Raw genomic sequence first — 22,334 nt, forward strand, 5'->3', positions numbered from 1 at the left:
GTTAGAGCGCTCCTTTGATATAATCTAAGATGCTTTCTCTATCGTTAGGCAACGGTTTGATTGGATTATCCAATAATGAAATTGCAGTGTCTGGATCTTTCAGACCATTACCAGTTAATACAGCAACCACCTTTTTACCTTGTGGTAACTTGCCAGCACGGTGTAATTTTATCAAACCTGCTATAGATGCATTACTTGCCGGTTCACTAAAGACACCTTCTTTACTTGCCATCAATTGATATGCTTCTAAAATTTCTTCGTCTGTTACGCTATCAATTAGACCATCTGATTCACTTAAAGCATTATTAGCTTTGTCCCAGCTTGCTGGGTTACCAATTCTAATAGCCGTAGCTACTGTATCTGGATTCTTAACCACTTTGTTCTGTACAATTGGTGATGCACCTTCAGCTTGGAATCCAAACATATGAGGTAATTGTGTTTGATTTTTATCGTGATACTCTTTGAACCCTTTCCAATATGCTGTAATATTACCTGCATTACCAACAGGAATGGACAAGATATCAGGAGCTTCTCCTCCTAATTGTTGAATGACTTCAAAGGCGCTTGTTTTTTGACCTTCGATTCTATATGGATTTACAGAGTTTACTAAGGCAATTTCACCGTTTTCCGCTACTTCCTTAACAATCTCTAATGCTTCATCAAAGTTACCTTCGATAGAAACAATTTCAGCACCATACATCACGGCTTGAGATAATTTACCAAGCGCAATTTTACCTTCAGGTATTACGACAATTGCCTTCAACCCTGCACGAGCAGCATATGCTGCAGCAGATGCAGAAGTATTACCTGTCGACGCACAGATAACAATTTTCTTACCTTCTTCTTTAGCTTTGGCCATCGCCATTACCATACCTCTGTCTTTAAAAGAGCCCGTTGGATTAGCTCCTTCGTATTTTACATGTAATTCAATGCCTAACATTTCAGATAAATTTTCACAATAAATTAAAGGTGTATGTCCTTCATTTAAAGTTAATTGTGGTGTATTTTCATTTACAGGTAAAAACGCTTCAAATTCCTTCACTAAACCTTGCCATTTTTCCATTTCTATTAAACCCCTTCTACTGGATAAATTTTATTTACAACATATCCTGCCTCTGTAATTGCCGATTCAGGAGACTCATCTAAGCCTACTACAATCAAACCAACCGTTCTGGCATCTCTTTCAGTAACGGCTAATGATTTATGGAAAGGTAACTCCGCTTTAATTAAAGCTTCAACCTTACTCGGTTCCTCACCATCTGTCTGAATGACAACATAATAACTTTCTTTTTCTTTAAACGATACTGTATCATCGCTATCCATTAATTCTTTCGTTTGTTCCGTCTTCAATTCAAAATGTGGTGGTAATGTATGCAGATTAGACTCAAAATGCAAGGTAACGTTAAGCAAGTCACTCACAACTGCACTTCCAGTTGCTAAACTACCAGCTCCCTTACCATAAAACATCGTCTCTCCAACAGCATCACCAATAACATAAATTGCGTTGAATTCATCTTCAACTGCAGATAATTGGTGTGCAGTACTAATAAGTGTTGGTGCTACTGAAGCATTAACTTTACCTTGCTCATAAGTACCTTTACCAATTAATTTAATCTTATAACCTAGTGCTTCTGCTGCCTTAATATCAGCAAGTTCAACATCGCTAATACCGTGTCTATCAACATCTGATAAATTAATCACTTGGTTAAAAGTTAAATAAGAAGTAATGACTACCTTTCTTGCGGCATCTACACCTTCCACGTCATCTGTAGGATCTGCTTCGGCAAACCCTAATCTTTGCGCTTCATCCAACGCATCTTCAAACGATGTATTCTCACGCGTCATTTTACTTAAAATAAAGTTAGATGTTCCATTTAAAATACCCATAAATTTAGTTATATTATTTGCATTCAAACCATTATTAATCGCATTAACGATTGGAATACCGCCTGCAACACTTGCTTCATATTTTAATGCTACGTCATTTTCTTGTGCTAAATCTTCTAACACATTTAAATGCACAGCTAATAAGTCTTTATTGGCAGTAATAACATGCTTTTTCTGACTTAATGCACGTTTTAACCAATCTACTGTCGGTTCAACGCCACCCATAACCTCAACGATAATGTCTATAGAGTCATCATTTAAAATTTCATCTACATCTTCTGTTAGATGATAATTCGATACGTTAATGGGTCTCGATCTAGATTTATCACGAACTAAGATATGTCTAATGTTGATATCTTTGTCCATTGTTTCTTTAATTTGTTCTCTATTTTCTTCAATTATTTTCACTACACCTGAACCTACAGTACCTAAACCGAGCAGGGCTACATTTAATTCCTTCATCATTTCATTCCTCCGATTGTTCATTCAAAAAATACAATTGTACAGTTGAAAAATACTAGAATATGGTATAGTATAAATTCATTCATTATTTTTGTAAAGGTTGAAAATAAAAACCGTATATCTATACTATCACTCTCGTGATAAAAACTAAACAAAATTTTCTGATTTTTTAGAAAGGTTGTAGCTCATTATGAAAGTAGCGAAATTTGGAGGAAGTTCTGTTTCAAATGCAGAACAAATAAAGAAAGTATTAAATATAGTAAACTCTGACTCAGACAGAAAGATTATCGTCGTTTCAGCACCCGGAAAAAGACATGCAGACGATGTAAAAACAACGGATTTACTAATTCGACTTTACGAAAAGGTTATTGCCGGATTAGATTATCAAGCAAAGAAAGAAGAAATTATTCAGCGTTATGCTGATATTATTTTAGAACTTGAAATGACAGATTCACTGTTATCAACAATTGATGAAACTTTAGAAACATATATTGCCACATTAAAGGAAAAACCTGCTCGTTTATTAGATGCGTTACTTTCATGTGGTGAGAACTTTAATGCCCAACTCATAGCTGAATATAACAATAGCCAAGGTATACCAACACGTTATGTATCACCTGGTGAAGCGGGTATTACTGTCACAGATTTACCTCAGAATGCTCAAATTTTAGATCAATCTTATGAAGCACTCTATAGCCTTAGAGAATACGATGAAAAATTAATTGTTCCAGGTTTCTTTGGTATTTCTCGTCAAGGTTATGTTGTGACCTTCCCACGTGGTGGATCTGATATCACTGGTGCAATCGTTGCTCGTGGTGTTCGTGCTGACTTATATGAAAACTTCACAGATGTTTCAGGTATTTTTAGAGCTAATCCAACAATAGTAAAAAATCCAGAAGTGATTGATGAGATTACTTACCGTGAAATGCGTGAATTATCTTATGCAGGATTTGGTGTGTTCCACGATGAAGCATTACAACCATTACACAAAGACCGCATACCAGTGGTAATTAAAAACACAAATCGTCCAGATGATACAGGTACTTATATTCGTCATGACCGAGAAATTAATTCTTCAAATATAGTCAGTGGCATTAGTTGTGACAAAGACTTTACTGTGTTAAATATCAAGAAATATTTAATGAACAGACAAATCGGTTTTACTCGAAAAATATTAGGCGTGCTTGAAGATTATGGAATTTCATTTGACCACATGCCTTCTGGAATTGATAGTATTAGTATTATTATGCGCTCAAAAGAGATACAAAACAGAGAAGAACAAGTATTAAATGATATTAGAGAAAAATGTGATGTCGATGAATTAAACGTCGAACACAATCTTGCAATTCTTATGATTGTAGGCGAAGGCATGCACCGTATTGTAGGTACTGCCAATACAATTACACATGCACTTGCTGAAGCAAATATAAACTTAAAAATGATGAACCAAGGTGCTTCTGAAATTTCAATTATGTTTGGAATCGATGTTGCTGATGCTGAAAAAGCAGTTAAGTCAACATATGAGTATTGCTATAATGGCGAATATCTAAAGGTATAAAAAAACAAACCCACAAATCACTTTGTTCAACTGTTACGTTGACCTACTTGTGATTTGTGGGTTTTACATTGCTGATTTCTCTGAAATTAGAGCTTGGTTGATACGTTCATCACCAACTACTAATCTCAACATTACAAATTGATAATAGCTTAAAGAATCTATTACACTTTTATAGTTAGGAATTTGTTGGTAATCTATTGGATCCAATAATTCATACATTAAGACAATTTCCGGTTTAATGTAATCGACATCCCATTTAATCGAATGGAAGTAGATATTTTTTTCAGGTAGCCTAATATTATGATTCCATCTAAACATCCATTCGTCATTTTCAACATCATATACAATCACAGTCATAATTAAATCATCTGCTTTATAAATGTTGGCATGCGTTACCTCTGCAAATTCTATTTCAGTATAATTCGTTGTCGATGTATGGTCATCATATAACTTAACAGTATAAGTTTCTGGGATATGCTTTAACACTTCTGCCAAATACTTTCTTTCAACACTGATATCTACCTTACAGCATAGGTTGAATTCATCTCTCATAAAAAGCTGCTTTGCAACTTCTCCGTTATATTTAATTAAATTGCCAACTTTACTATTTATTTGGCTTACCAATGCTTTTACGTGTTTGTCCAAACAGGCACCTCCTCTTGAAGTAAGCGTTTCCATTGAAATACATTATATAATTTGTCTAGTTATTTTTCAATGCATTCTACTTCAAATATAATAAACTCATATATTTTTTTAAAATTGACCAATTTTTATATAGCGATGCCCAGGCGTATGATCTAAAAATTGTGGTCTATTAATAACAAAACTATACTCACTATTTTGCTTAAGTACACGTTGTAATTCAGCAATTTCTGTTATATCTTGATATAAATCTTCTTCATAAATATAAGGAACACGTAGAAAGTAATAATTAATTTTATATTTTGAATAAGAATCAATAACATCTGTTCCTGTAATGATATGAAAAGCACTATTAACAGTACCATTCGGTAATATAATATTAAAATCCGTATATTTAGATACATATTTGATAATATCAGTTGAATAAGTAATAACTGATATTTTTTTATTAGAAAAATACAATTGGTCTATTATTTTAAATGATACGGGATGATTATCAAACGCAATTATATCGTTATGATTTATACGTTCAACTAGTTCGTTTAGATAGCTTTTCAATGCACTCAAAAAATAATCCCCCAAAATTAATAATTTCACACATACTTTATTATATCTATTTATACAACTTTGTGTAAACTAAACGCTTATTAAAATTCAGTACTATTTATCCAGAAATGCGTTGAACCTCTCATTAAATATATTTTTGTACTATATGTTACATTCCCTTTCAATTATTGCATATTTTAGCAACTACTAAAAAACATTATTCTACTACTTAAACATCGAACTAGGTCTACCAAAAATAATATATGCTACTAAAACTATATGTTTCTATTCATTGCATAAACCAAACGCTGCTTTGCGAAACTACTTAAATTCAATTACAAATCATATAAAATCATGTAATAATAGTTAAAATACTATAAAAAGTCATTCATTTTATAAATTCTCCATTAAATTATCGTTTAATTTAAGTTAAATCCATGAATACCATTGATAAACAACTGTTAATACGAATATAATCTATATATAGCTACAGTTTAACAGGTCGAATTTGTACAACAGTGTATAAAAGAGTAAAATAAACTGTAATTTCAAATATTAATAAAGATTAGGATGATAATCATGCTACTAACATTCATTTTACTTGTAATTGTTATTTTGCTCATTATTGTGATGATTATAAATCAAAAAAATATGCAACAAAAATTAGAAACTGAAAAGTATTCTAAAGAACAATTAGTAACTAAAATTAGTTCTGTTACTCGTGAAAATACTCAGTTAAAAAATCAAATGTTGCACTTTGATGGTAATAATGATTCGAACCACCACGACTTAAGAAAGGCAAAACAAAACTTGAAAGATATTCTTGAACAATACAAAACAGCCGGTACTATCAAAGCCTATGATATTATCGCAACTGGTAATCTTGCTGTTAAACACCCTTTATTCGAATATGCGAGAGCATTTGATTATATCGTGATCACTGACAAAGGCGTGTTCAACATTAATGTGAAAAACTGGAAACAAAAAACGTTTTATCACTTTGATATTGATTCTGAAACAGAGATTTCAACTAATAATGAATCCTCAGTACATCAAACTGTGGGACGCTATATTGCACAACAATATCACAGTCAATTTAACACGACACGTACAGGTTCATACACTTTTATAGAACGTGTAAAAAATAATTCTGTAATTTACGACTTTTATAGTTATGATCCTTTTGAACAAACTGCAAAGAATACAAAGGAATTAGAAACTAGAATTGCAGAGAGATTAAATCATCATATTAAAAACATTGGTTTAGTTTACTTTACAGATGGAAGTGTAAATATTATAGATGGACCTAATGTAAGAGAAGATTATACTGAAACTGTTTCATCTAAATCTTCATTAAAAGACGTCATCGGTGATACACTTAGCAATGCAAGCGAGTCCATTACTAAAGAACAATATGACAAATTAGTCGAACGTTTTCATTAATTAATATAAAAACGAGTTATAATCACAACAGTTTAAAGTTGTTGTTTTATAACTCGTTTTTTTGTGTTTCATTTAAAATAATTAATACATATTTCAGTACACCTTGTCTATTCAAAGGAAATTTATGATGACGTTTCAAAATGATGCTATGTTTTTTCCACTAAGTAGATAATCTAACTCCAAATATTTAATTTATCTTGTTTAGCTTGATGTTCAGCTTGCTTAAAAACATTTCTATATTTGCCATTAGGCGCAAAATATTTTTCACGAGCCAAGCCTTTTTTCACTAATTCTTCATTAAACATTGTCTTTTTATCTAACCAAACATAGGCTAATTTTCGTCCGTATTGGTCTTCTGGCTCTTTATCATATTCTAAATAGACATCCTTGTTCGTTAAGTGCTTCTTTGAATAATCCGAAGCTTCTTTACCATATGGTTGGACCGGTGTATTTGGTTTAACTGTTTCCGGTGTATCTATTCCAATTAGTCGAATTTTAATATTCTGTTCTTGCTCATTACTACCTACCAATGTATCTCCATCCACTACTCGATCGACATGTACTTTTTCAGTTTTACTTGGACCAGAAGTTGTGTCTGAACCACTATTTTGAAATGGACCACTGTGATTAATAAATTGGAAAAATAAAACACCGATAACAATGACTATCGCAATAATACCGGTTAATGCTTTTGTTGATTTCATAGTTGCACCCACTTCTTAAACTTTGTCCAAATCATCATATATAATTTATTCAATAGCGTCAAGAATCATTTTTATTATCTAAGGTGACTTTTAGAAATTCACCCCACTTGAAAGGAAATATTTCACAATTATATTAACAAAGTTATTTATTTAATTTAACTCAATGTCTATAACATGCTATAATACCCATGTTAGGAGTGAACGTATTTGAGTATGTTTAAAGAAAATATGATTTCTACAATCGCCATCATTGTAGCGATAATCATCGGACTTGTCTTACAATTTCAATTTGACTTACCTCCACTTGTTGCGGCTGTATTAGCAATTTTTATGGGCATTTTTGTAGGGTTTATTATCGTAATTATTCAAGGCATTGTGAATAAACGCAATAAAAAGTAAATACACAAGTATAAAACATGACACGAGTCTAGGACGTAAATTCTAGAAATAAAGCATTCAGATGATTTAATTCATCTGAGTGCTTCTTTTTAATTTAAAATAATATATTGCTCACTTCCCTAGCGAGCTAGTTCGATCTCGGTCTCGTCACGCATCATACTCCCTCATGTGTCTCGTAAAAATACGTCGCATCCATATGGCCATTTGTAAATTATTTAATACATCTTAAGAAGCGAATTCAACATGGGCGATTATGTATATAATCATTAACATGACACAAGCAAACATAAACTAGGGTAATCTTCAGTGATTATGACCACAAACGCTATATCTAGATATATTGATGATCTCATTGAGACAATCCTTGAAGATGAATTCGATTCATATTCACTGTATGATAGCTTTATTCATTCATTGCTTTATAATATTTAAAAATTCTCCCCAAATAATACCTAAACTGCACCCAAATCGTTCAATAAAATAAAAGTGGGTGCAAAAAAAAGCAACCCTAATATTCATAAAGAATAACAGGATTGCTTATATACCTAGTGTTATACCCCTTTGTCTAGCACCTAGTATTGTTTAATATATTGTTCTCTTTCCCATTCAGATACTTGTGTTCTGTAGTAATCCCACTCGATAGATTTAGAATTAATAAATTGGTTATAAATGTGATTACCTAAAGCATCTTTAATTGGTTGATTTTCTTTCATTGCTTTAATTGCAGTGTATAATGTTGATGGTAAATCTTGAATACCTACTGCTTCACGTTCCTCACGATTCATTTCGTAGATATTTTGGTTAACTGGTTCTGGTACTTCTAATTTGTTTTCAATACCATCTAAACCAGCTTTTAAGATTGCAGCTAAAGCTAAGTATGGGTTCGCAGCTGGGTCAACTGAGCGTACTTCAACACGTGTAGATAAACCACGAGAAGATGGTACACGAATTAATGGTGAACGGTTTTTACCACTCCATGCAATGTAACATGGTGCTTCATAACCTGGCACTAAACGCTTATAAGAGTTAACTAATGGGTTACATACGCCAGTGAAACCACGTGCATTTTTAAGGATACCTGCAACAAAGTGGAATGCATCTTTTGTCATTTGCATATCACCATTAGGATCGTAGAATGCATTTTCTTTACCTTTAAATAAAGATACGTTAAAGTGCATACCGCTACCGTTTACACCAAATAATGGTTTTGGCATGAATGTTGCATGTAAGTTATGTTGGCGAGCAATTGTTTTTACAACAAGTTTAAATGTTTGGATATTATCACATGCTGTAATTGCATCAGCATATTTAAAGTCAATTTCATGTTGTCCTGGAGCAACTTCATGGTGACTTGCTTCGATATCAAAGCCCATGTCTTCTAATTCTAATACGATATCACGACGACAGTTCTCACCTAAATCAGTAGGGGCAAGGTCGAAGTATCCACCATCATCATTTAATTCTAATGTTGGTTCACCTTTTTCATCTAATTTGAATAAGAAGAATTCTGGTTCTGGCCCTAAATTAATATCTGTAAAGCCTAATTCTTCCATGTCTTTTAATACACGTTTCAAGTTAGCACGTGGGTCACCTTCGAATGGTGTACCGTCTGTTTTATATACATCACAAATTAGTCGAGCTACTTTACCTTGACCTGCAGTCCATGGGAAGATTACCCAAGTGTCTAAGTCAGGATATAAATACATATCTGATTCTTCGATACGTACGAAACCTTCGATTGAAGATCCGTCAAACATCATCTCGTTATCTAATACTTTTTCTAATTGACTAACAGGTACTTCAACGTTTTTGATTACACCTAAAATATCTGTGAATTGTAAACGTAAGTATCTTACATTTTCTTCCTTGGCAAACTTATGAATGTCTTCTTTAGTAAATGAACGTTTTGGCATTGTTAATGTCCTCCAGTAAAATTATTTGATAAAACGTGATAAATCCCCACGGTTTATCGGAATTGCTTCTCGTTGTGGTTTCTGTGTAGCATCAACTATCATTTGTTTTCTAGTTTCTTGTTCTTCATCAGAAAGGTGTGCTTGATCATCATGAATAATTTGTTTGATCCCTTTAATATTGAAGCCTTTTTCTATAAGACTTTTAATTTCAAGCAATCGTTCCAAATCATTCAATGAAAATAATCGCTTATTTCCTTCCGTACGTTGCGGTTTAATCAGTTCATGTGTTTCATAATAACGAATTTGTCTTGCGGTTAACTCGCTCAACTTCGTAACAACACTCATAGAGAAGACAGGCATATTACGTCGTAAAGTATCATTTGACTTCAATCCAATCACCTCTATTTTTGAACTTGTTATTAATTTAGCACAATTATCAGACAAATACAAAGATATGTCAGGTTTTCTTACATGATGTGCTAAACCCCGAAATGAATGGGTTTATGTACATCCATTAATCTATTGTTAATCATTTTTCCGAATATTCTTTAAAATTATTTTGGATTTTTTAAATACAACACTAAAAAAAACGCTAAATGATTTCTTTCAATGAATCATTTAACGTCTTGTATGATTAATATAATTTAAATTAATTGATTAGCTTTTAATGATTGTGCAGCTCGTGTAACTGCTAATTTAACATGTTCATATGTTAATCCACCTTGAACATAGGCTTCGTATGGCGGTCTGATTGGTCCGTCTGCAGATAATTCAATAGAAGAGCCTTGTATAAAGGTCCCCGCAGCCATAATTACATCATCTTCATAGCCAGGCATATAAGCAGGTTCAGGACTAAAGTGTGCATTGATTGGAGATGCGTGTTGGATGCTTTGGCAAAACTGTATCATTTGTTCTTTTGTATCAAATTCGACAGTTTGAATTAAATCTGTTCTAGGTTCGTGAAAGGCAGGTTTTGTACGCATATTTAACTTTTCTAGTAATAAACTAGTAAACAATGCGCCTTTTAAACTTTGACTCACTACATGAGGTGCTAAAAAGAAACCTTGATACATTTCTTGTAATGAATACAGCGAAGCGCCTGCCTCTTTACCTATACCTGGAGCAGTTAAACGATAGCCACAACGCTCAATTAAATCCTTTCGACCAGCAATATAACCACCGATTTTAGCAAGTCCACCACCTGGATTTTTAATTAATGAACCCGCTATTAAATCTGCACCACATTCAATTGGTTCCTTTAATTCTACAAACTCACCATAGCAGTTATCTACAAATATAATAATATCAGGATGCGCGGATTTAATTGCTGAAATTGCACGTTCTATTGTAGCTAGATTAATGGATGGTCTTTGATCATATCCCTTAGAACGTTGGATAGCAACAACTTTAGTGTTCGGCTTGATTGCATGTAATACATGATCAATATCAATTTCATTTCCCTTTAAATCAACTTTGTTATAACTTACTCCATGCTCTTGTAAGCTTTCGATGCCATTGCCATTGATGCCAATGACTTCTAATAAAGTGTCATATGGATTACCGGTAATATATAATAACTCATCTCCATATTTCAATGTACTTTGTAAGGCCAAAGTAATGGCATGGGTACCGGAAATGATTTGGGGTCTTACCAAAGCGTCTTCGGCTTTAAAAGCATGTGCATAAATTTCTTCTAAATGATCTCTACCTATATCATCATATCCATAGCCAGTTGTGCCTTGCAAGTCACTTTCAGATGCTTTGACCGCATGAAAGGCATCTAAGACTTTCTCTTGGTTTAAATATGCTGTTTTTTCTATTTCTGTAAAATACGGCTTTAACGTAGATTCCACTTCATCTATCAATTGTGTCATATCGTTCATTTATAATTACTTCCTTTATTCTTTTTTATAACCTTTAATCTCATATTTAGCAGTGTCTTCATTAAAGTTCAATTCAGTTACCAGTGTGTGTTGTTTCAGAAAGTACAAACGATGGGCATCTGTACTAGCAACATGTTCCTCATAATAACTAAGTATCTGCTTAATTTGATCAAATAATAATTGTTTAACAGCATCAATATCATTGGAATATTGAGTTGATACATAAACGGAGGGTAAATTGGTTGTCGGTGCGATATCATGATTTAGATCTCTTTTATTAAATATAATAGCTTGTGGAATATGAGCCATATCTAAATCATCTACAATTTGATTCACAGTATCCATTTGACCACGATATTCAGGATGACTACTATCTACAACATGTAATAATAAATCGGCATCTTTCGCTTCTTCTAAAGTTGATTTAAATGCTGCAATCAGTGTAGTTGGTAGCTTTTGAATAAAGCCCACTGTATCTGAAATAATTAAATTAAAGCCGTTATTAATCTTTATTTGTCGTGTCTTAGGATCTAGTGTAGCGAATAATAAGTCTTTCTCATAAGTAGATTCATGTGCTAATTTATTAAACCACGAAGACTTTCCAGCATTGGTATATCCAACTAAAGCAACTTGAAATACTGCGTTCTGTTCACGTTTATTTCTATAGCGTTCCCGATGTTCAACTACAGTATTTAATTGATGTTTGATTTCATTCATACGTGTTCTAATATGACGTCTGTCCATTTCTAATTTTGTTTCACCAGGACCTCTTGTCCCAATTCCACCGCCCAATCTAGACAAACTACGGCCATGCCCTTGTAATCTAGGCATTAAATAATCCAACTGAGCTAATTCTACCTGTAGCTTACCTTCCTTGCTACGGGCTCTTAATGCAAATATCTCTAAAATCAATTGCGTTCGATCAATAATTTTCACATTAAGTTGACCATTTAATGATTTCGATTGCGCAGTAGTTAATTCATCATTTGTTACAACCACATCTATATCATGGAATTCTACATAATCTTTAATTTCTTCTAGTTTACCTTTACCAACATAGTATTTATGATCGAAATGTTGTTTATTTTGAGTAAATTGCGCTTGAACATCGAGTTGACATGTCTCAGATAAAGATGCTAATTCCTCCATCGTTGACGTAAAATTAAATTCATCATCTGTTTGAGCATGTACACCAACTAACACGACAGTTTCTAATTGTTCTTCTGTCTTGTGTAACGATTGCTGTGTCATTACATGCACCTCTTTTCAAAGTTTTCTTTGCTATTCTATCATAGTGTGTATATAAAGACTATAGAGACAAATTGTGTTAAATTAAAACTAAGAGGTGAATAAATATGACGATTTACGATATAGAAGTACAAAAACCAAACGGCGAATCATATAAATTAGCAGATTATAAAGGCAAAGTAATGTTAATTGTAAACACTGCCAGTGAATGTGGATTTACGCCTCAATTTGAAGGTCTTGAAGCGTTGTATCAGAAGTACAACGATCAACCATTTGAAGTTCTTGGCTTTCCATGCAATCAATTTGGCGGACAAGAACCAGGCACAGGTGAAGAAGCAACACAATTTTGCAAAATCAACTATGGTGTTTCTTTCCCAATGCATGAAAAATTAGATGTTAAAGGTGAAAATCAACACCCATTATTTAAATATTTAACATCTGAACAGAATGGTTTTTTTAATGAAAAAATCAAATGGAATTTCACTAAGTTTTTAGTGGATAAAGAAGGTAATGTGGTTAAGCGATTTTCACCACAAAAGAAGCCAGACCAAATTGAGTCTGATATCGAAGCTTTATTATAAATTAAATAATCATTTGAGCAACACATCTCAAGCTAAGCATCGACAATTGCTATTTCATATAAAGCATTGTCGATGTTTTTTTATGTTTTAGAGAAATGTGTTTTATCAATGCTGTAGTAGTCAATGTGCAATAGATCCGTTACTTAGTTCAATTTAATTATATAATCACTGTTCGTTTATCGATATTTATTCCAACATTGGTATTTCACGTAAGCGCAACACATTGGCATACATATACAGCGACAAAAAACTGCCGACAAGTTATTACTTTACCGACAGTTTAAAAGCTTATTCATTATGTATTGGATTTAATCCCTACATCATCTATTGATAGATAACATCGGTCCAATCGGTTAAATCATTAAAAACTACTCTTCTGAATCATCAATTGTGAATGTACTAATTGCATGTTTGTATATCATATGTTCTTTACCTTGAGATAATAAACATACCAGATATTTATCAAAATCAACAATCGTACCTTTCATTTGGAATCCATTTACTAAAAAAACAATAACTTTTGTTTCTTCAGATTTAAATTGCCCTAGGAATTTGTCTTGGATGTTTTCTGTTGTATTCATGTTATGTACTCCTTTTATTTATTTGGGCTGAAACCTTTCGTAACATTGATGAAAGTGTGAGTGCTTCTTTGTCTAACCAGATGACATCTAGTTTATTTTTAAACCATGTCATTTGCCGCTTAGCATAATTTCTTGAGTGTTGCTTTAATTTTTCCGTAGCTAATTCTATCGTCATTTCATTATGTATGACTGGTACAATCTCTTTATAACCAATCGCTTGCATGCTTTGACATGATTCGTATCCCTGTTCGACAAGATACTTCACCTCATCTATTAACCCGCGTTCCAACATTATATCAACTCGGTTATTAATTCTATTATATAATGTTTGACGCGACATTTCTATCCCTAGTAATAATGTATCATAATTTTCTGTATATTGCGCATTTTTCTTACGTGAACTTAAAAGTTTTTTTGTTTTTTGGTAATATTCAATCGCTCTAACTACTCTTTTTCTATTATTTGGATGAATAGCTATAGCAGATTCAGGATCAAATTCAGCTAAGTAGTCATGTAGTGCTTCATTTGACAGTGGCTCTAAACTTGCCATTTTTTCTTGTACACGCTTGTTATCTGTTTCTGAAATTGTTTCTTCATCTTCAAATGCATAGTTATGAATCAATGATTGAATATATAATCCCGTTCCCCCTGCGATAATTGGAGTCTTGCCACGTTCTGTAATTTCTGTAATTAATTTTTCAGCTCTGCTTTTAAACTCATATGCTGAAAATGCTTCATCTGGATTTAATATGTCTATCATATGATGTGGGATGCCTTCCATTTCATCGCTTGATATTTTAGCAGTCCCGATATCCATATGTCTGTACACTTGCATTGAATCACCGCTAATAATTTCACCATTAAATTGCTTTGCCAATTCAATACTAAATTCAGTCTTACCAACTGCTGTTGGACCGACTAAAACGATGATAAATGGTTTAGTATTTACCACTAATATTCACTCTCTCTTTTTATTTTACTTTGTATTGTCATACTTTTTCAAAATCTGCTTTTCAATCCATTCATACATATGTTGCCATGTTTGTGTATAACCTTCTTCAAATAAAATTTCATTTCTCTTGAATTTATACAATTGGACTGTCACATGATTTAATCCGCCCTTTTTATAATATTTTCCTAACTGACGAATGCCTTCTCCGTAATTACCTAATGCATCCTCTTTGCCTGAGATTAATAACACTGGTAAATTTTGATTCATTTGCTTAATATTTTTTATTTTACTCGTGCGTCTTGCTTGTCGCATTGTATCATAAATTATTTGATTTGATACTAAATAGCCTGCATTAGGATCGTTATTATATGCTTCAACTTCTGAATCTGTACTTGAAATCCAATCAAATTCTGTTTGTTGCGCATCGATTTTCTTATTGAATGTACGATTCATTAAATTGTTTAACCACTTCAATTTACGTCGTTTACCACAAATAATCGTGATTAATTTTAATAATGAGGATAATAATAAACCCATCCCCTTATTATGCTGCAATGTTCCCGTTAGGATGAGCCCTTGTAATGATAAAGGGTATTTTTCGGAAAATACACGAGCCACAATCGATCCCATTGAATGACCAATAACAATATAAGGTATATTATTATAATTTGTACAAACAGTCTGAGCAATTTCATAAGCATCTTCTGCAAGCTGTTCAATTGAATCAAAATGTCCACGCTCATTATCTGCAATACCTATACCATGACCTCTATGGTTATGTCTGAGCACATCATAACCTTGTTGATTTAAAGAAGCGACTAAGCGGTCATATCTATCCATATAATCTGCCATACTATGAAACAAATGTATTACACCAATTGTTTGTTGCTTAGCTTTATCTAATTTCACATCAATCATTTTCCCGTCAGAAACTGTGATTTTAAATTCTTTTAAATTCATAATCTGCCTCCAAACCATGAAAGTTTTAAAATAGTCTTTATTAAATAATATACCCTCTTACGAAACCACTATCAAATAGCAAACAACATTATTATCATATTATATTTTGAGCATATCTACTTATAAGCTTTATTTAGTTAACATAATTTTTTTATAATCAACTCATATCTACAGCTATACAATTTATTATTTTCACTGTAGTTTAGAACAACACCAGCCTTTACTTTCGCAAATGATGATTTATAAATGAAAAACCATTAACGCATTTATCATAAATAACACAAGAGACCTACCAGAATTTCTATAATTCTGATAGGTCTCTCTTTAACTCAGTTATAAAACAATAGTGCTTTTATAAGAATGATAATACTTTATTATTCTTTTTCAGCTGGTTGTTCATTACCTGTTTGTGCTTCTTCTAAAGCAACATTCAATTCTTTAGTATAAAGTTGTTGTTGAACAGTAGAATAACCTAATAATCCAGCCATTACACTTATCACTTGGTCTTTATAATTAATAACGTCATCAATTTTGAAGTAAAGTTTACCAGTACGACGTACAAAGAAGTCAGTTGGACGATAAACCATTTCATTTTGAATTGAGTAGATTAACTCAGTATAAATATCTAATGGTAAACCTGATTCTTGGTATTGTGCTGTTTGTGCAATTTTAAATAATTCTTCAGCATTTGAACCGTATTTTGAAGCAAAGTGACGTGCAGTTGCTTCATCAATTTGGTAAGCTTTTGCTTCTTCTACCTTTTGATTAATAAAGTTTTCGAAGTTTTGACTACCACCAACATCTCCACCTGAGATTGTTAAGTTTTTAGTTGCACAAGGTTTGAATTTCAAACCGTATTCTGATTTCAAGCGTTTTGATAATAAGTCTACAATTTCAAGTGCCATGTGACGGTAACCAGTTAATTTACCACCAGCAATTGTTAATAGACCAGATTTACCTTCCCAAACTTCATCTTTTCTTGAAATTTCAGAAGGGTCTTTGCCTTCTTCTAAAATTAATGGACGAATACCTGCCCATGATGATTCAATATCTTCATCTTTAACATCTACATCTGGGAACATGTAGTTAATCGCATCGATTAAGTAATCTCTATCTTCTTGTGTTGCAAGTGGTGTTGTTTTGTCATTGTTGTAGAAAGTATCTGTAGTTCCTACATATGCTTTACCTTCACGTGGAATAGCAAAGATCATACGACCGTCTTTTTCAGTGTCGAAATACACTGCTTGACCTAATGGGAATTTAGATTGATCAATAACAATGTGTACACCTTTAGTTAAACGTAATTGTTTGTTATTTCTAGCGTAATCACCACTACGTACTTCATCAACCCATGGACCACTCGCATTAATCACTTTTTTAGCTTTAATTGGGTAAGTTTCACCAGTGATTTGATCTTCAACATGAATTCCATTTACTTTTTCATTTGAGTCATAAGTGAAGTGTACAGATTTTGTATGATTAATAACTGTAGCACCTTTTTCAACGGCACGTTTCATAACTTCAATTGTTAAACGCGCATCATCTGTTCTATATTCAACATATGTGCCGCCACCTTTAAGACCATCTTTTTTAACAAGTGGTTCTTTTTCAAGTGTTTGTTTTGAATTTAACATTTTTTTACGTTCTGATTTTTTTACGCCTGCTAAAGTATCATACATTGTTAAACCGATTGAAGTTGTGAACTTACCGAATGTGCCACCTTTGTGCATTGGTAATAACATACGTTCTGGAGTTGTAACGTGTGGACCATTTTCGTAAACGATAGCGCGTTCACGACCAGTTTCAGCAACAACGCCTACTTGTAATTGTTTTAAATAACGTAAACCACCATGTACTAATTTAGTTGAACGTGAGCTTGTACCTTGTGCAAAGTCTTGCATTTCAACAAGAGCTACTTTCATACCTCTTTCACTTGCGTCTAATGCTATACCTGCTCCTGTGATTCCGCCACCAATGATGACTACATCATAAGAGTCATTTTTTAAATCTTTTGTAATCTGTTCTCTTTTCAATGTTGATAAACTCATAAACCTAGCGCCTCCTATAGATAATAAAAAAAGAGAGACCTATCCCATACATATATAAATTGTACGAACAGAATCTCTCATTTCTCATCTTGATATTATTAACTTACCCACATTGTAGCATAAATAACTACAATACGTCTAATTTTTTATTCTTCATCTAATTTAAATACTTGAGTAGCTTCTACTGCTTTTTTCCAACCTTTGTAAAGTTTTTCTCTTTCTTTTTCTTCCATGTCTGGTTTGAATTCTTTTTCAAGTTTCCAACGATTTGCAATTTCGTCTTTACTATCCCAGAAACCTACAGCAAGTCCAGCTAGATAAGCAGCACCAAGTGCAGTTGTTTCATTAATTTCAGGACGTTCAACACCTACATTAAGTAAGTCAGATTGGAATTGCATGATGAAGTTATTTTTAACTGCGCCACCATCAACACGTAAATTGTTAACTTCTATATCTGAATCTTTTTCCATAGCTTCTAAAACATCACGTGTTTGATAGCAAAGAGATTCTAAAGTCGCACGAATAAAATGTTCTTTTTCAGTACCGCGTGTTAAACCAAAGATTGCACCACGTGCATCTGCATCCCAGTATGGTGTACCTAGACCAACGAATGCTGGTACTACATAGACACCTTCTGATGACTCTACACGTTCAGCATAGTTTTCTGATTGAGGTGCAGAATTTATCATTCTCAAACCATCTCTCAACCATTGAATTGCTGAACCAGAAACAAAGATTGATCCTTCTAAAGCATAATTCACCTTGCCATCTAAGCCATAAGCAATCGTTGTTAACAAACCACTTTCAGAAGCTACAGCTTCTTCACCTGTGTTCATTAACATGAAACCACCAGTTCCGTAAGTATTTTTTACATCACCACGGTTAAAGCAAGCTTGACCGAATAGTGCTGCTTGTTGGTCACCTGCAATACCAGCGATTGGAACTTCTTGACCGAAGAAGTGGTAATCAATTGTATTGGCATAAACATCACTTGAAGCTTTAACATCAGGTAACATTGATTCAGGAATTTCAAGAATTTCTAGCAATTCTTTATCCCATTCTAAATCATGAATATTATAAATTAATGTTCTGCTCGCATTTGTGTAATCTGTGATATGTGCTTTTCCACCAGATAATTTCCATACTAACCAAGAATCGATTGTACCGAATAATAAATCACCATTCTCTGCTTTATCTCTAGCACCTTCAACGTTATCTAAAATCCATTTAACTTTAGTTCCTGCAAAGTAAGGATCTAATAATAATCCAGTTTTCTCTCTGAATTTGCTTTCTAAACCTTGTTCTTTTAATTCTTGACAAATACCTTGCGTTTGACGTGATTGCCAAACGATAGCGTGGTACACAGGGCGACCAGTATTTTTATCCCAAACAACTGTCGTTTCACGTTGGTTGGTAATACCAATACCAGCAATTTGATCTGCGCCAACATTTTGTTCGTTTAATACCTCTGCCATTACAGCTAATACAGATGTCCAAATCTCGTTAGCATCGTGTTCAACCCAACCAGACTTAGGAAAATGTTGTTTGAATTCTCTTTGTGCAACACCTTTAATTTCTCCATCTTTATTGAATAGAATTGCGCGTGAACTTGTAGTTCCTTGGTCAATTGATAAAATATATTTTTCCATAATGTAACGCTCCCTTGTTAATCTTTATTGTTGTCTGAATATATGCTAAATATGTTTATGACTTCATCTCAAAGTTACACATTATTACCCAATACCCACAACGGTTTAGCTCAAACTTTTAAAAATTTGCAACATAAGACCTGTCTATATCAATAAATATAAACAGGACAAATTTAAAACTTTTAATAAATAGATTCAATGCCTTTTGCATCTTTACCTTTATTTAATACTAGTCCAAGAACAATTGTAACAATTAATAAGACAATTGCAACAACAGACATCGCATCAAAAGCACCTTTATAGAATAATCTATAAATAACAGCACCCATCATACCACCAGTAATAGGACCAAGAACTGGTACAATTGCATATCCCCAATTTGATTTTCCTTTACCGGCAATTGGTAAAATTGCGTGCGCAATACGTGGACCTAAGTCACGAGCAGGGTTGATCGCATAACCTGTAGGACCACCTAAACTTAAACCGATAGCAATGATTAAGCCACCAACGATTAAAGGATTTAAACCGTCAGCTATTTTGTTCATACCAATATATAATAATGCTAAAGTTAAGATTGCTGTTCCGATAATTTCACTGATAAAGTTTGCTAAATAGTTCTTAATTGCAGGAGCAGTAGAAAATACGCCTAATTTAGCTCCTTTATCCTCTGTAACTTTCCAATGTGCTAAATAAGTTAACCAAACTAAAACGCCACCAAAAATACCACCTAGAATTTGACAAATGATATAACCTGGTACCATAGACCAACTTAATGCGCCATCCATGGCAAATGCAAGTGTTACTGCTGGATTTAAGTGTGCACCAGAAATATTTCCAACTGCATAAGCACCCATCGTTACCGCAAGCCCCCAACCTGCAGCAATGACGATCCAATCAGCACCATTACCATTACTTCGCTTTAAGTTAACGTTTGCACAAACGCCACCCCCAAACAAGATTAGTATTGCTGTTCCCAAAAATTCAGCAAAATATACATTCATTGAGATTCCTCCTAAAAAGACAAAGAGACTTCTACAATAGTTTCCAGTTGTGAACCACCGGTCTAAGTACTGTAGAAATCTCCCATCTCTGTTCTAATTATTAACTTAACTTTATATTACACTTATTTTGTAAGCGTTGTCAACTAAATTTTGTAACTAATTTGACACAATTAGTTACGGGATACAGTAGACTCCAATAATTTAAATATTTTGTTTTTGCAATCGATTTCACCATACAATCCATAAGGTAGTATCATTTTCGGTTCATTATGGCCAAATGATAAATTGTATAAAATTGGAATATCTTGATTATTACTTTGTTTGATTCGTTTAATAAATGCATTTTTATAACATTCATAATTGCGATTGAGATATGGTTTACCTATTATAATTCCTTCAATGGCTGCAAGCACCTCATCGGTAAGTATTACGTTTATTGCTTTAGTTATCATTTCAAGTGACGGCTCTATTTCAGATGTTTCAAGAAATAAAATTGTACCCCTTAGTCGTTCTACAATTGGGTAAATATCGTCATTAACCACTTTTAATAAAGTTTCTAAATTACCACCAAATAATTTACCTCTTGCTGTGCCGTTACCGTTTAACACTTCATAATTATGATTCGGCATTATCCCCCTTCTCATTTTGCCCTTAGCACTTCCCCAATCACCACTGTTCGTTCTAATGTATTTTGCTGGATAAATATTGTGTGAATCATGCGTTTCAAACCAACAGTGTTTGATATGTTGAATTGTATATTCATCCATCGTTCCATTTTCGGCAAAGTCTGTTAGAAGTGCTGGACCGTAATAACTCACTATACCCATTTTATAGAATAATAAATGAAGTGAAGTTGTCTCAGAATAACCACTAAATATTTTAGGATATTTTTTAATATTTTGACTATTAATAAATGGAATTATCGTATGTGCATCATCCCCACCAATACAATTAATAATACCTTTGATTTCAGGATCAACCAATGCCTCATTTAAATCTGCAGCTCTGGCTTCAGGATGTTCTTTTAAATATCGACTACCTTTCAGTGCATTAGGCATCAATTTAACTTGCAAGCCAAATATTTGTTTTAAGTTATTTATACCCTGTAAGGTTCTCCAAATATATTGATAATCACCCGCTATACCTGATGACAATGAGACAATTGCAACGGTATCACCTGATTTAAGTCGTGATGGTTTAATCATATAATCACCTCCACTTTTAATTTAATTACTAATTTAAAAACGGTTATAGCGATAATAATTGCATAATTACAATATTATTGCTATAACCGTCAACTTAATTCTTATATAATTTTTTTAATATATCTATAACTACCATAAATCTCTATCACTCGTAGTAATATATTTAGCACCGTGCTCCACTGCAACATTAACCTCATCTACATCGTTAATTAATCCACCCGCAATGACTTGTGTATTCGTTTCTTCGTTAATAATTTGAATTGCTTTGGTGGCAACACCAGGTAAGACCTCAACATAATCAGGTTCAACGCGCTTAATCAAATCAATACTTCTCGATAATGCTTGACTATCTAGTATAAACACTCTAAATACAGTTGTAGTATTTAATGCTTTGGCCTTATTAATTACCTTTGTCTTGGTAGATACAATACCTTTCGGATGATAATGCTGGATTAAATATTCACATGCAAATTCATCATGACTCATACCTTTGATTAAATCAATATGGATATAAGTTTCAATTTTATTCTTTTTCAATAGATCCATAATACTCTTCAAATGACCAATATGTGTATCTAACAATACACATTCTTTATAATCTGTTTTTGTCAGCTTTTCTAAGTCTTTCATCGAACGAATTGCTGGTAAAATATGTGGTTTCAAGCCACTAAC

The 22,334-nt window shown here is 33.1% G+C and carries 21 protein-coding genes; 4 read left to right on the forward strand and 17 right to left on the reverse strand.

Features of this window, described 5'->3' with window-relative positions; all coding sequences use genetic code 11:
• Window position 1: 1 nt before the first annotated feature.
• Together thrC and ACY191_RS09770 are read right to left on the reverse strand one after the other, a co-directional pair.
• Window positions 2–1,063: a threonine synthase gene (thrC, locus tag ACY191_RS09765; RefSeq protein WP_042738794.1), complete on the reverse strand. Its 1,062-nt coding sequence runs from the start codon at window positions 1,061–1,063 to the stop codon at window positions 2–4.
• 5 nt (window positions 1,064–1,068) lie between these two features.
• Entirely contained in the window at window positions 1,069–2,349 is a 1,281-nt protein-coding gene (locus tag ACY191_RS09770; protein WP_042739031.1) for a homoserine dehydrogenase, read from the reverse strand.
• Window positions 2,350–2,539: 190 nt separating this feature from the next.
• On the opposite strand from ACY191_RS09770, the gene ACY191_RS09775 reads away from it, so the two are divergent.
• A complete protein-coding gene (locus ACY191_RS09775) occupies window positions 2,540–3,907 on the forward strand; it encodes an aspartate kinase (RefSeq protein ID WP_042738795.1) in 1,368 nt (455 codons plus the stop codon).
• 63 nt (window positions 3,908–3,970) lie between these two features.
• Here ACY191_RS09775 and ACY191_RS09780 read toward each other — a convergent pair whose 3' ends face one another.
• A complete protein-coding gene (locus tag ACY191_RS09780; RefSeq protein ID WP_042738796.1) occupies window positions 3,971–4,585 on the reverse strand; it encodes a hypothetical protein in 615 nt (204 codons plus the stop codon).
• 75 nt (window positions 4,586–4,660) lie between these two features.
• A complete protein-coding gene (locus ACY191_RS09785) occupies window positions 4,661–5,116 on the reverse strand; it encodes a sugar phosphate isomerase family (RefSeq protein ID WP_042738797.1) in 456 nt (151 codons plus the stop codon).
• Between the two features lie 558 nt (window positions 5,117–5,674).
• Between ACY191_RS09785 and ACY191_RS09790 the strand changes: the two genes are divergently transcribed.
• The gene (locus ACY191_RS09790) at window positions 5,675–6,538 is read left to right on the forward strand and encodes a hypothetical protein (protein ID WP_463270016.1); all 864 of its coding nucleotides are present in this window, start codon (window positions 5,675–5,677) and stop codon (window positions 6,536–6,538) included.
• A gap of 173 nt (window positions 6,539–6,711) precedes the next feature.
• Here ACY191_RS09790 and nucI read toward each other — a convergent pair whose 3' ends face one another.
• Window positions 6,712–7,242 carry a thermonuclease NucI gene (gene nucI / locus ACY191_RS09795; protein ID WP_107512968.1) on the reverse strand — a complete coding sequence of 177 codons (531 nt, stop codon included), beginning with the start codon at window positions 7,240–7,242 and terminating at the stop codon, window positions 6,712–6,714.
• A 207-nt stretch (window positions 7,243–7,449) separates the two neighbouring features.
• Here nucI and ACY191_RS09800 point away from each other — a divergent pair, with 207 nt between their 5' ends.
• Window positions 7,450–7,641 (forward strand): hypothetical protein, encoded by a 192-nt coding sequence (locus tag ACY191_RS09800; RefSeq protein ID WP_042738800.1) that lies wholly within the window; start codon window positions 7,450–7,452, stop codon window positions 7,639–7,641.
• Between the two features lie 572 nt (window positions 7,642–8,213).
• On the opposite strand, the gene glnA is transcribed toward ACY191_RS09800, so the two are convergent.
• The 4 genes from glnA to hflX form a co-directional block, all read right to left on the reverse strand.
• Window positions 8,214–9,554, reverse strand: a complete 1,341-nt coding sequence (gene glnA / locus ACY191_RS09805; RefSeq protein WP_042738801.1) for a type I glutamate--ammonia ligase — start codon at window positions 9,552–9,554, stop codon at window positions 8,214–8,216.
• 21 nt (window positions 9,555–9,575) lie between these two features.
• Complete coding sequence (locus ACY191_RS09810; protein ID WP_162846345.1) at window positions 9,576–9,944, reverse strand: MerR family transcriptional regulator; 369 nt, start codon at window positions 9,942–9,944, stop codon at window positions 9,576–9,578.
• 254 nt (window positions 9,945–10,198) lie between these two features.
• A complete protein-coding gene (locus ACY191_RS09815; protein ID WP_042738802.1) occupies window positions 10,199–11,437 on the reverse strand; it encodes a methionine gamma-lyase family protein in 1,239 nt (412 codons plus the stop codon).
• Between the two features lie 15 nt (window positions 11,438–11,452).
• Window positions 11,453–12,688 (reverse strand): GTPase HflX, encoded by a 1,236-nt coding sequence (gene hflX, locus ACY191_RS09820; RefSeq protein WP_229367163.1) that lies wholly within the window; start codon window positions 12,686–12,688, stop codon window positions 11,453–11,455.
• A 104-nt stretch (window positions 12,689–12,792) separates the two neighbouring features.
• Between hflX and ACY191_RS09825 the strand changes: the two genes are divergently transcribed.
• Window positions 12,793–13,266: a glutathione peroxidase gene (locus ACY191_RS09825; RefSeq protein ID WP_042738804.1), complete on the forward strand. Its 474-nt coding sequence runs from the start codon at window positions 12,793–12,795 to the stop codon at window positions 13,264–13,266.
• Window positions 13,267–13,634: 368 nt separating this feature from the next.
• On the opposite strand, the gene hfq is transcribed toward ACY191_RS09825, so the two are convergent.
• The 8 genes from hfq to ACY191_RS09865 form a co-directional block, all read right to left on the reverse strand.
• Window positions 13,635–13,847, reverse strand: a complete 213-nt coding sequence (gene hfq / locus ACY191_RS09830; RefSeq protein WP_229367162.1) for an RNA chaperone Hfq — start codon at window positions 13,845–13,847, stop codon at window positions 13,635–13,637.
• 1 nt (window position 13,848) lies between these two features.
• Window positions 13,849–14,799: a tRNA (adenosine(37)-N6)-dimethylallyltransferase MiaA gene (miaA, locus tag ACY191_RS09835; protein WP_229367161.1), complete on the reverse strand. Its 951-nt coding sequence runs from the start codon at window positions 14,797–14,799 to the stop codon at window positions 13,849–13,851.
• Window positions 14,800–14,823: 24 nt separating this feature from the next.
• Window positions 14,824–15,759, reverse strand: coding sequence for an alpha/beta fold hydrolase (locus ACY191_RS09840; RefSeq protein ID WP_229367160.1), 936 nt, complete (start codon window positions 15,757–15,759; stop codon window positions 14,824–14,826).
• Between the two features lie 374 nt (window positions 15,760–16,133).
• On the reverse strand, window positions 16,134–17,807 hold the full coding sequence (locus ACY191_RS09845; RefSeq protein WP_042738808.1) for a glycerol-3-phosphate dehydrogenase/oxidase: 1,674 nt from the start codon (window positions 17,805–17,807) through the stop codon (window positions 16,134–16,136).
• Window positions 17,808–17,953: 146 nt separating this feature from the next.
• Window positions 17,954–19,456 carry a glycerol kinase GlpK gene (glpK, locus tag ACY191_RS09850; protein ID WP_042738809.1) on the reverse strand — a complete coding sequence of 501 codons (1,503 nt, stop codon included), beginning with the start codon at window positions 19,454–19,456 and terminating at the stop codon, window positions 17,954–17,956.
• Window positions 19,457–19,638: 182 nt separating this feature from the next.
• Window positions 19,639–20,457 carry an MIP/aquaporin family protein gene (locus ACY191_RS09855; protein ID WP_042738810.1) on the reverse strand — a complete coding sequence of 273 codons (819 nt, stop codon included), beginning with the start codon at window positions 20,455–20,457 and terminating at the stop codon, window positions 19,639–19,641.
• A 170-nt stretch (window positions 20,458–20,627) separates the two neighbouring features.
• On the reverse strand, window positions 20,628–21,662 hold the full coding sequence (locus ACY191_RS09860; RefSeq protein ID WP_463270017.1) for a S66 family peptidase: 1,035 nt from the start codon (window positions 21,660–21,662) through the stop codon (window positions 20,628–20,630).
• Window positions 21,663–21,791: 129 nt separating this feature from the next.
• A complete protein-coding gene (locus ACY191_RS09865; protein ID WP_042738812.1) occupies window positions 21,792–22,325 on the reverse strand; it encodes a glycerol-3-phosphate responsive antiterminator in 534 nt (177 codons plus the stop codon).
• Window positions 22,326–22,334: the final 9 nt, after the last annotated feature.

Source organism: Staphylococcus sp. TCBT05, from assembly GCF_055179755.1.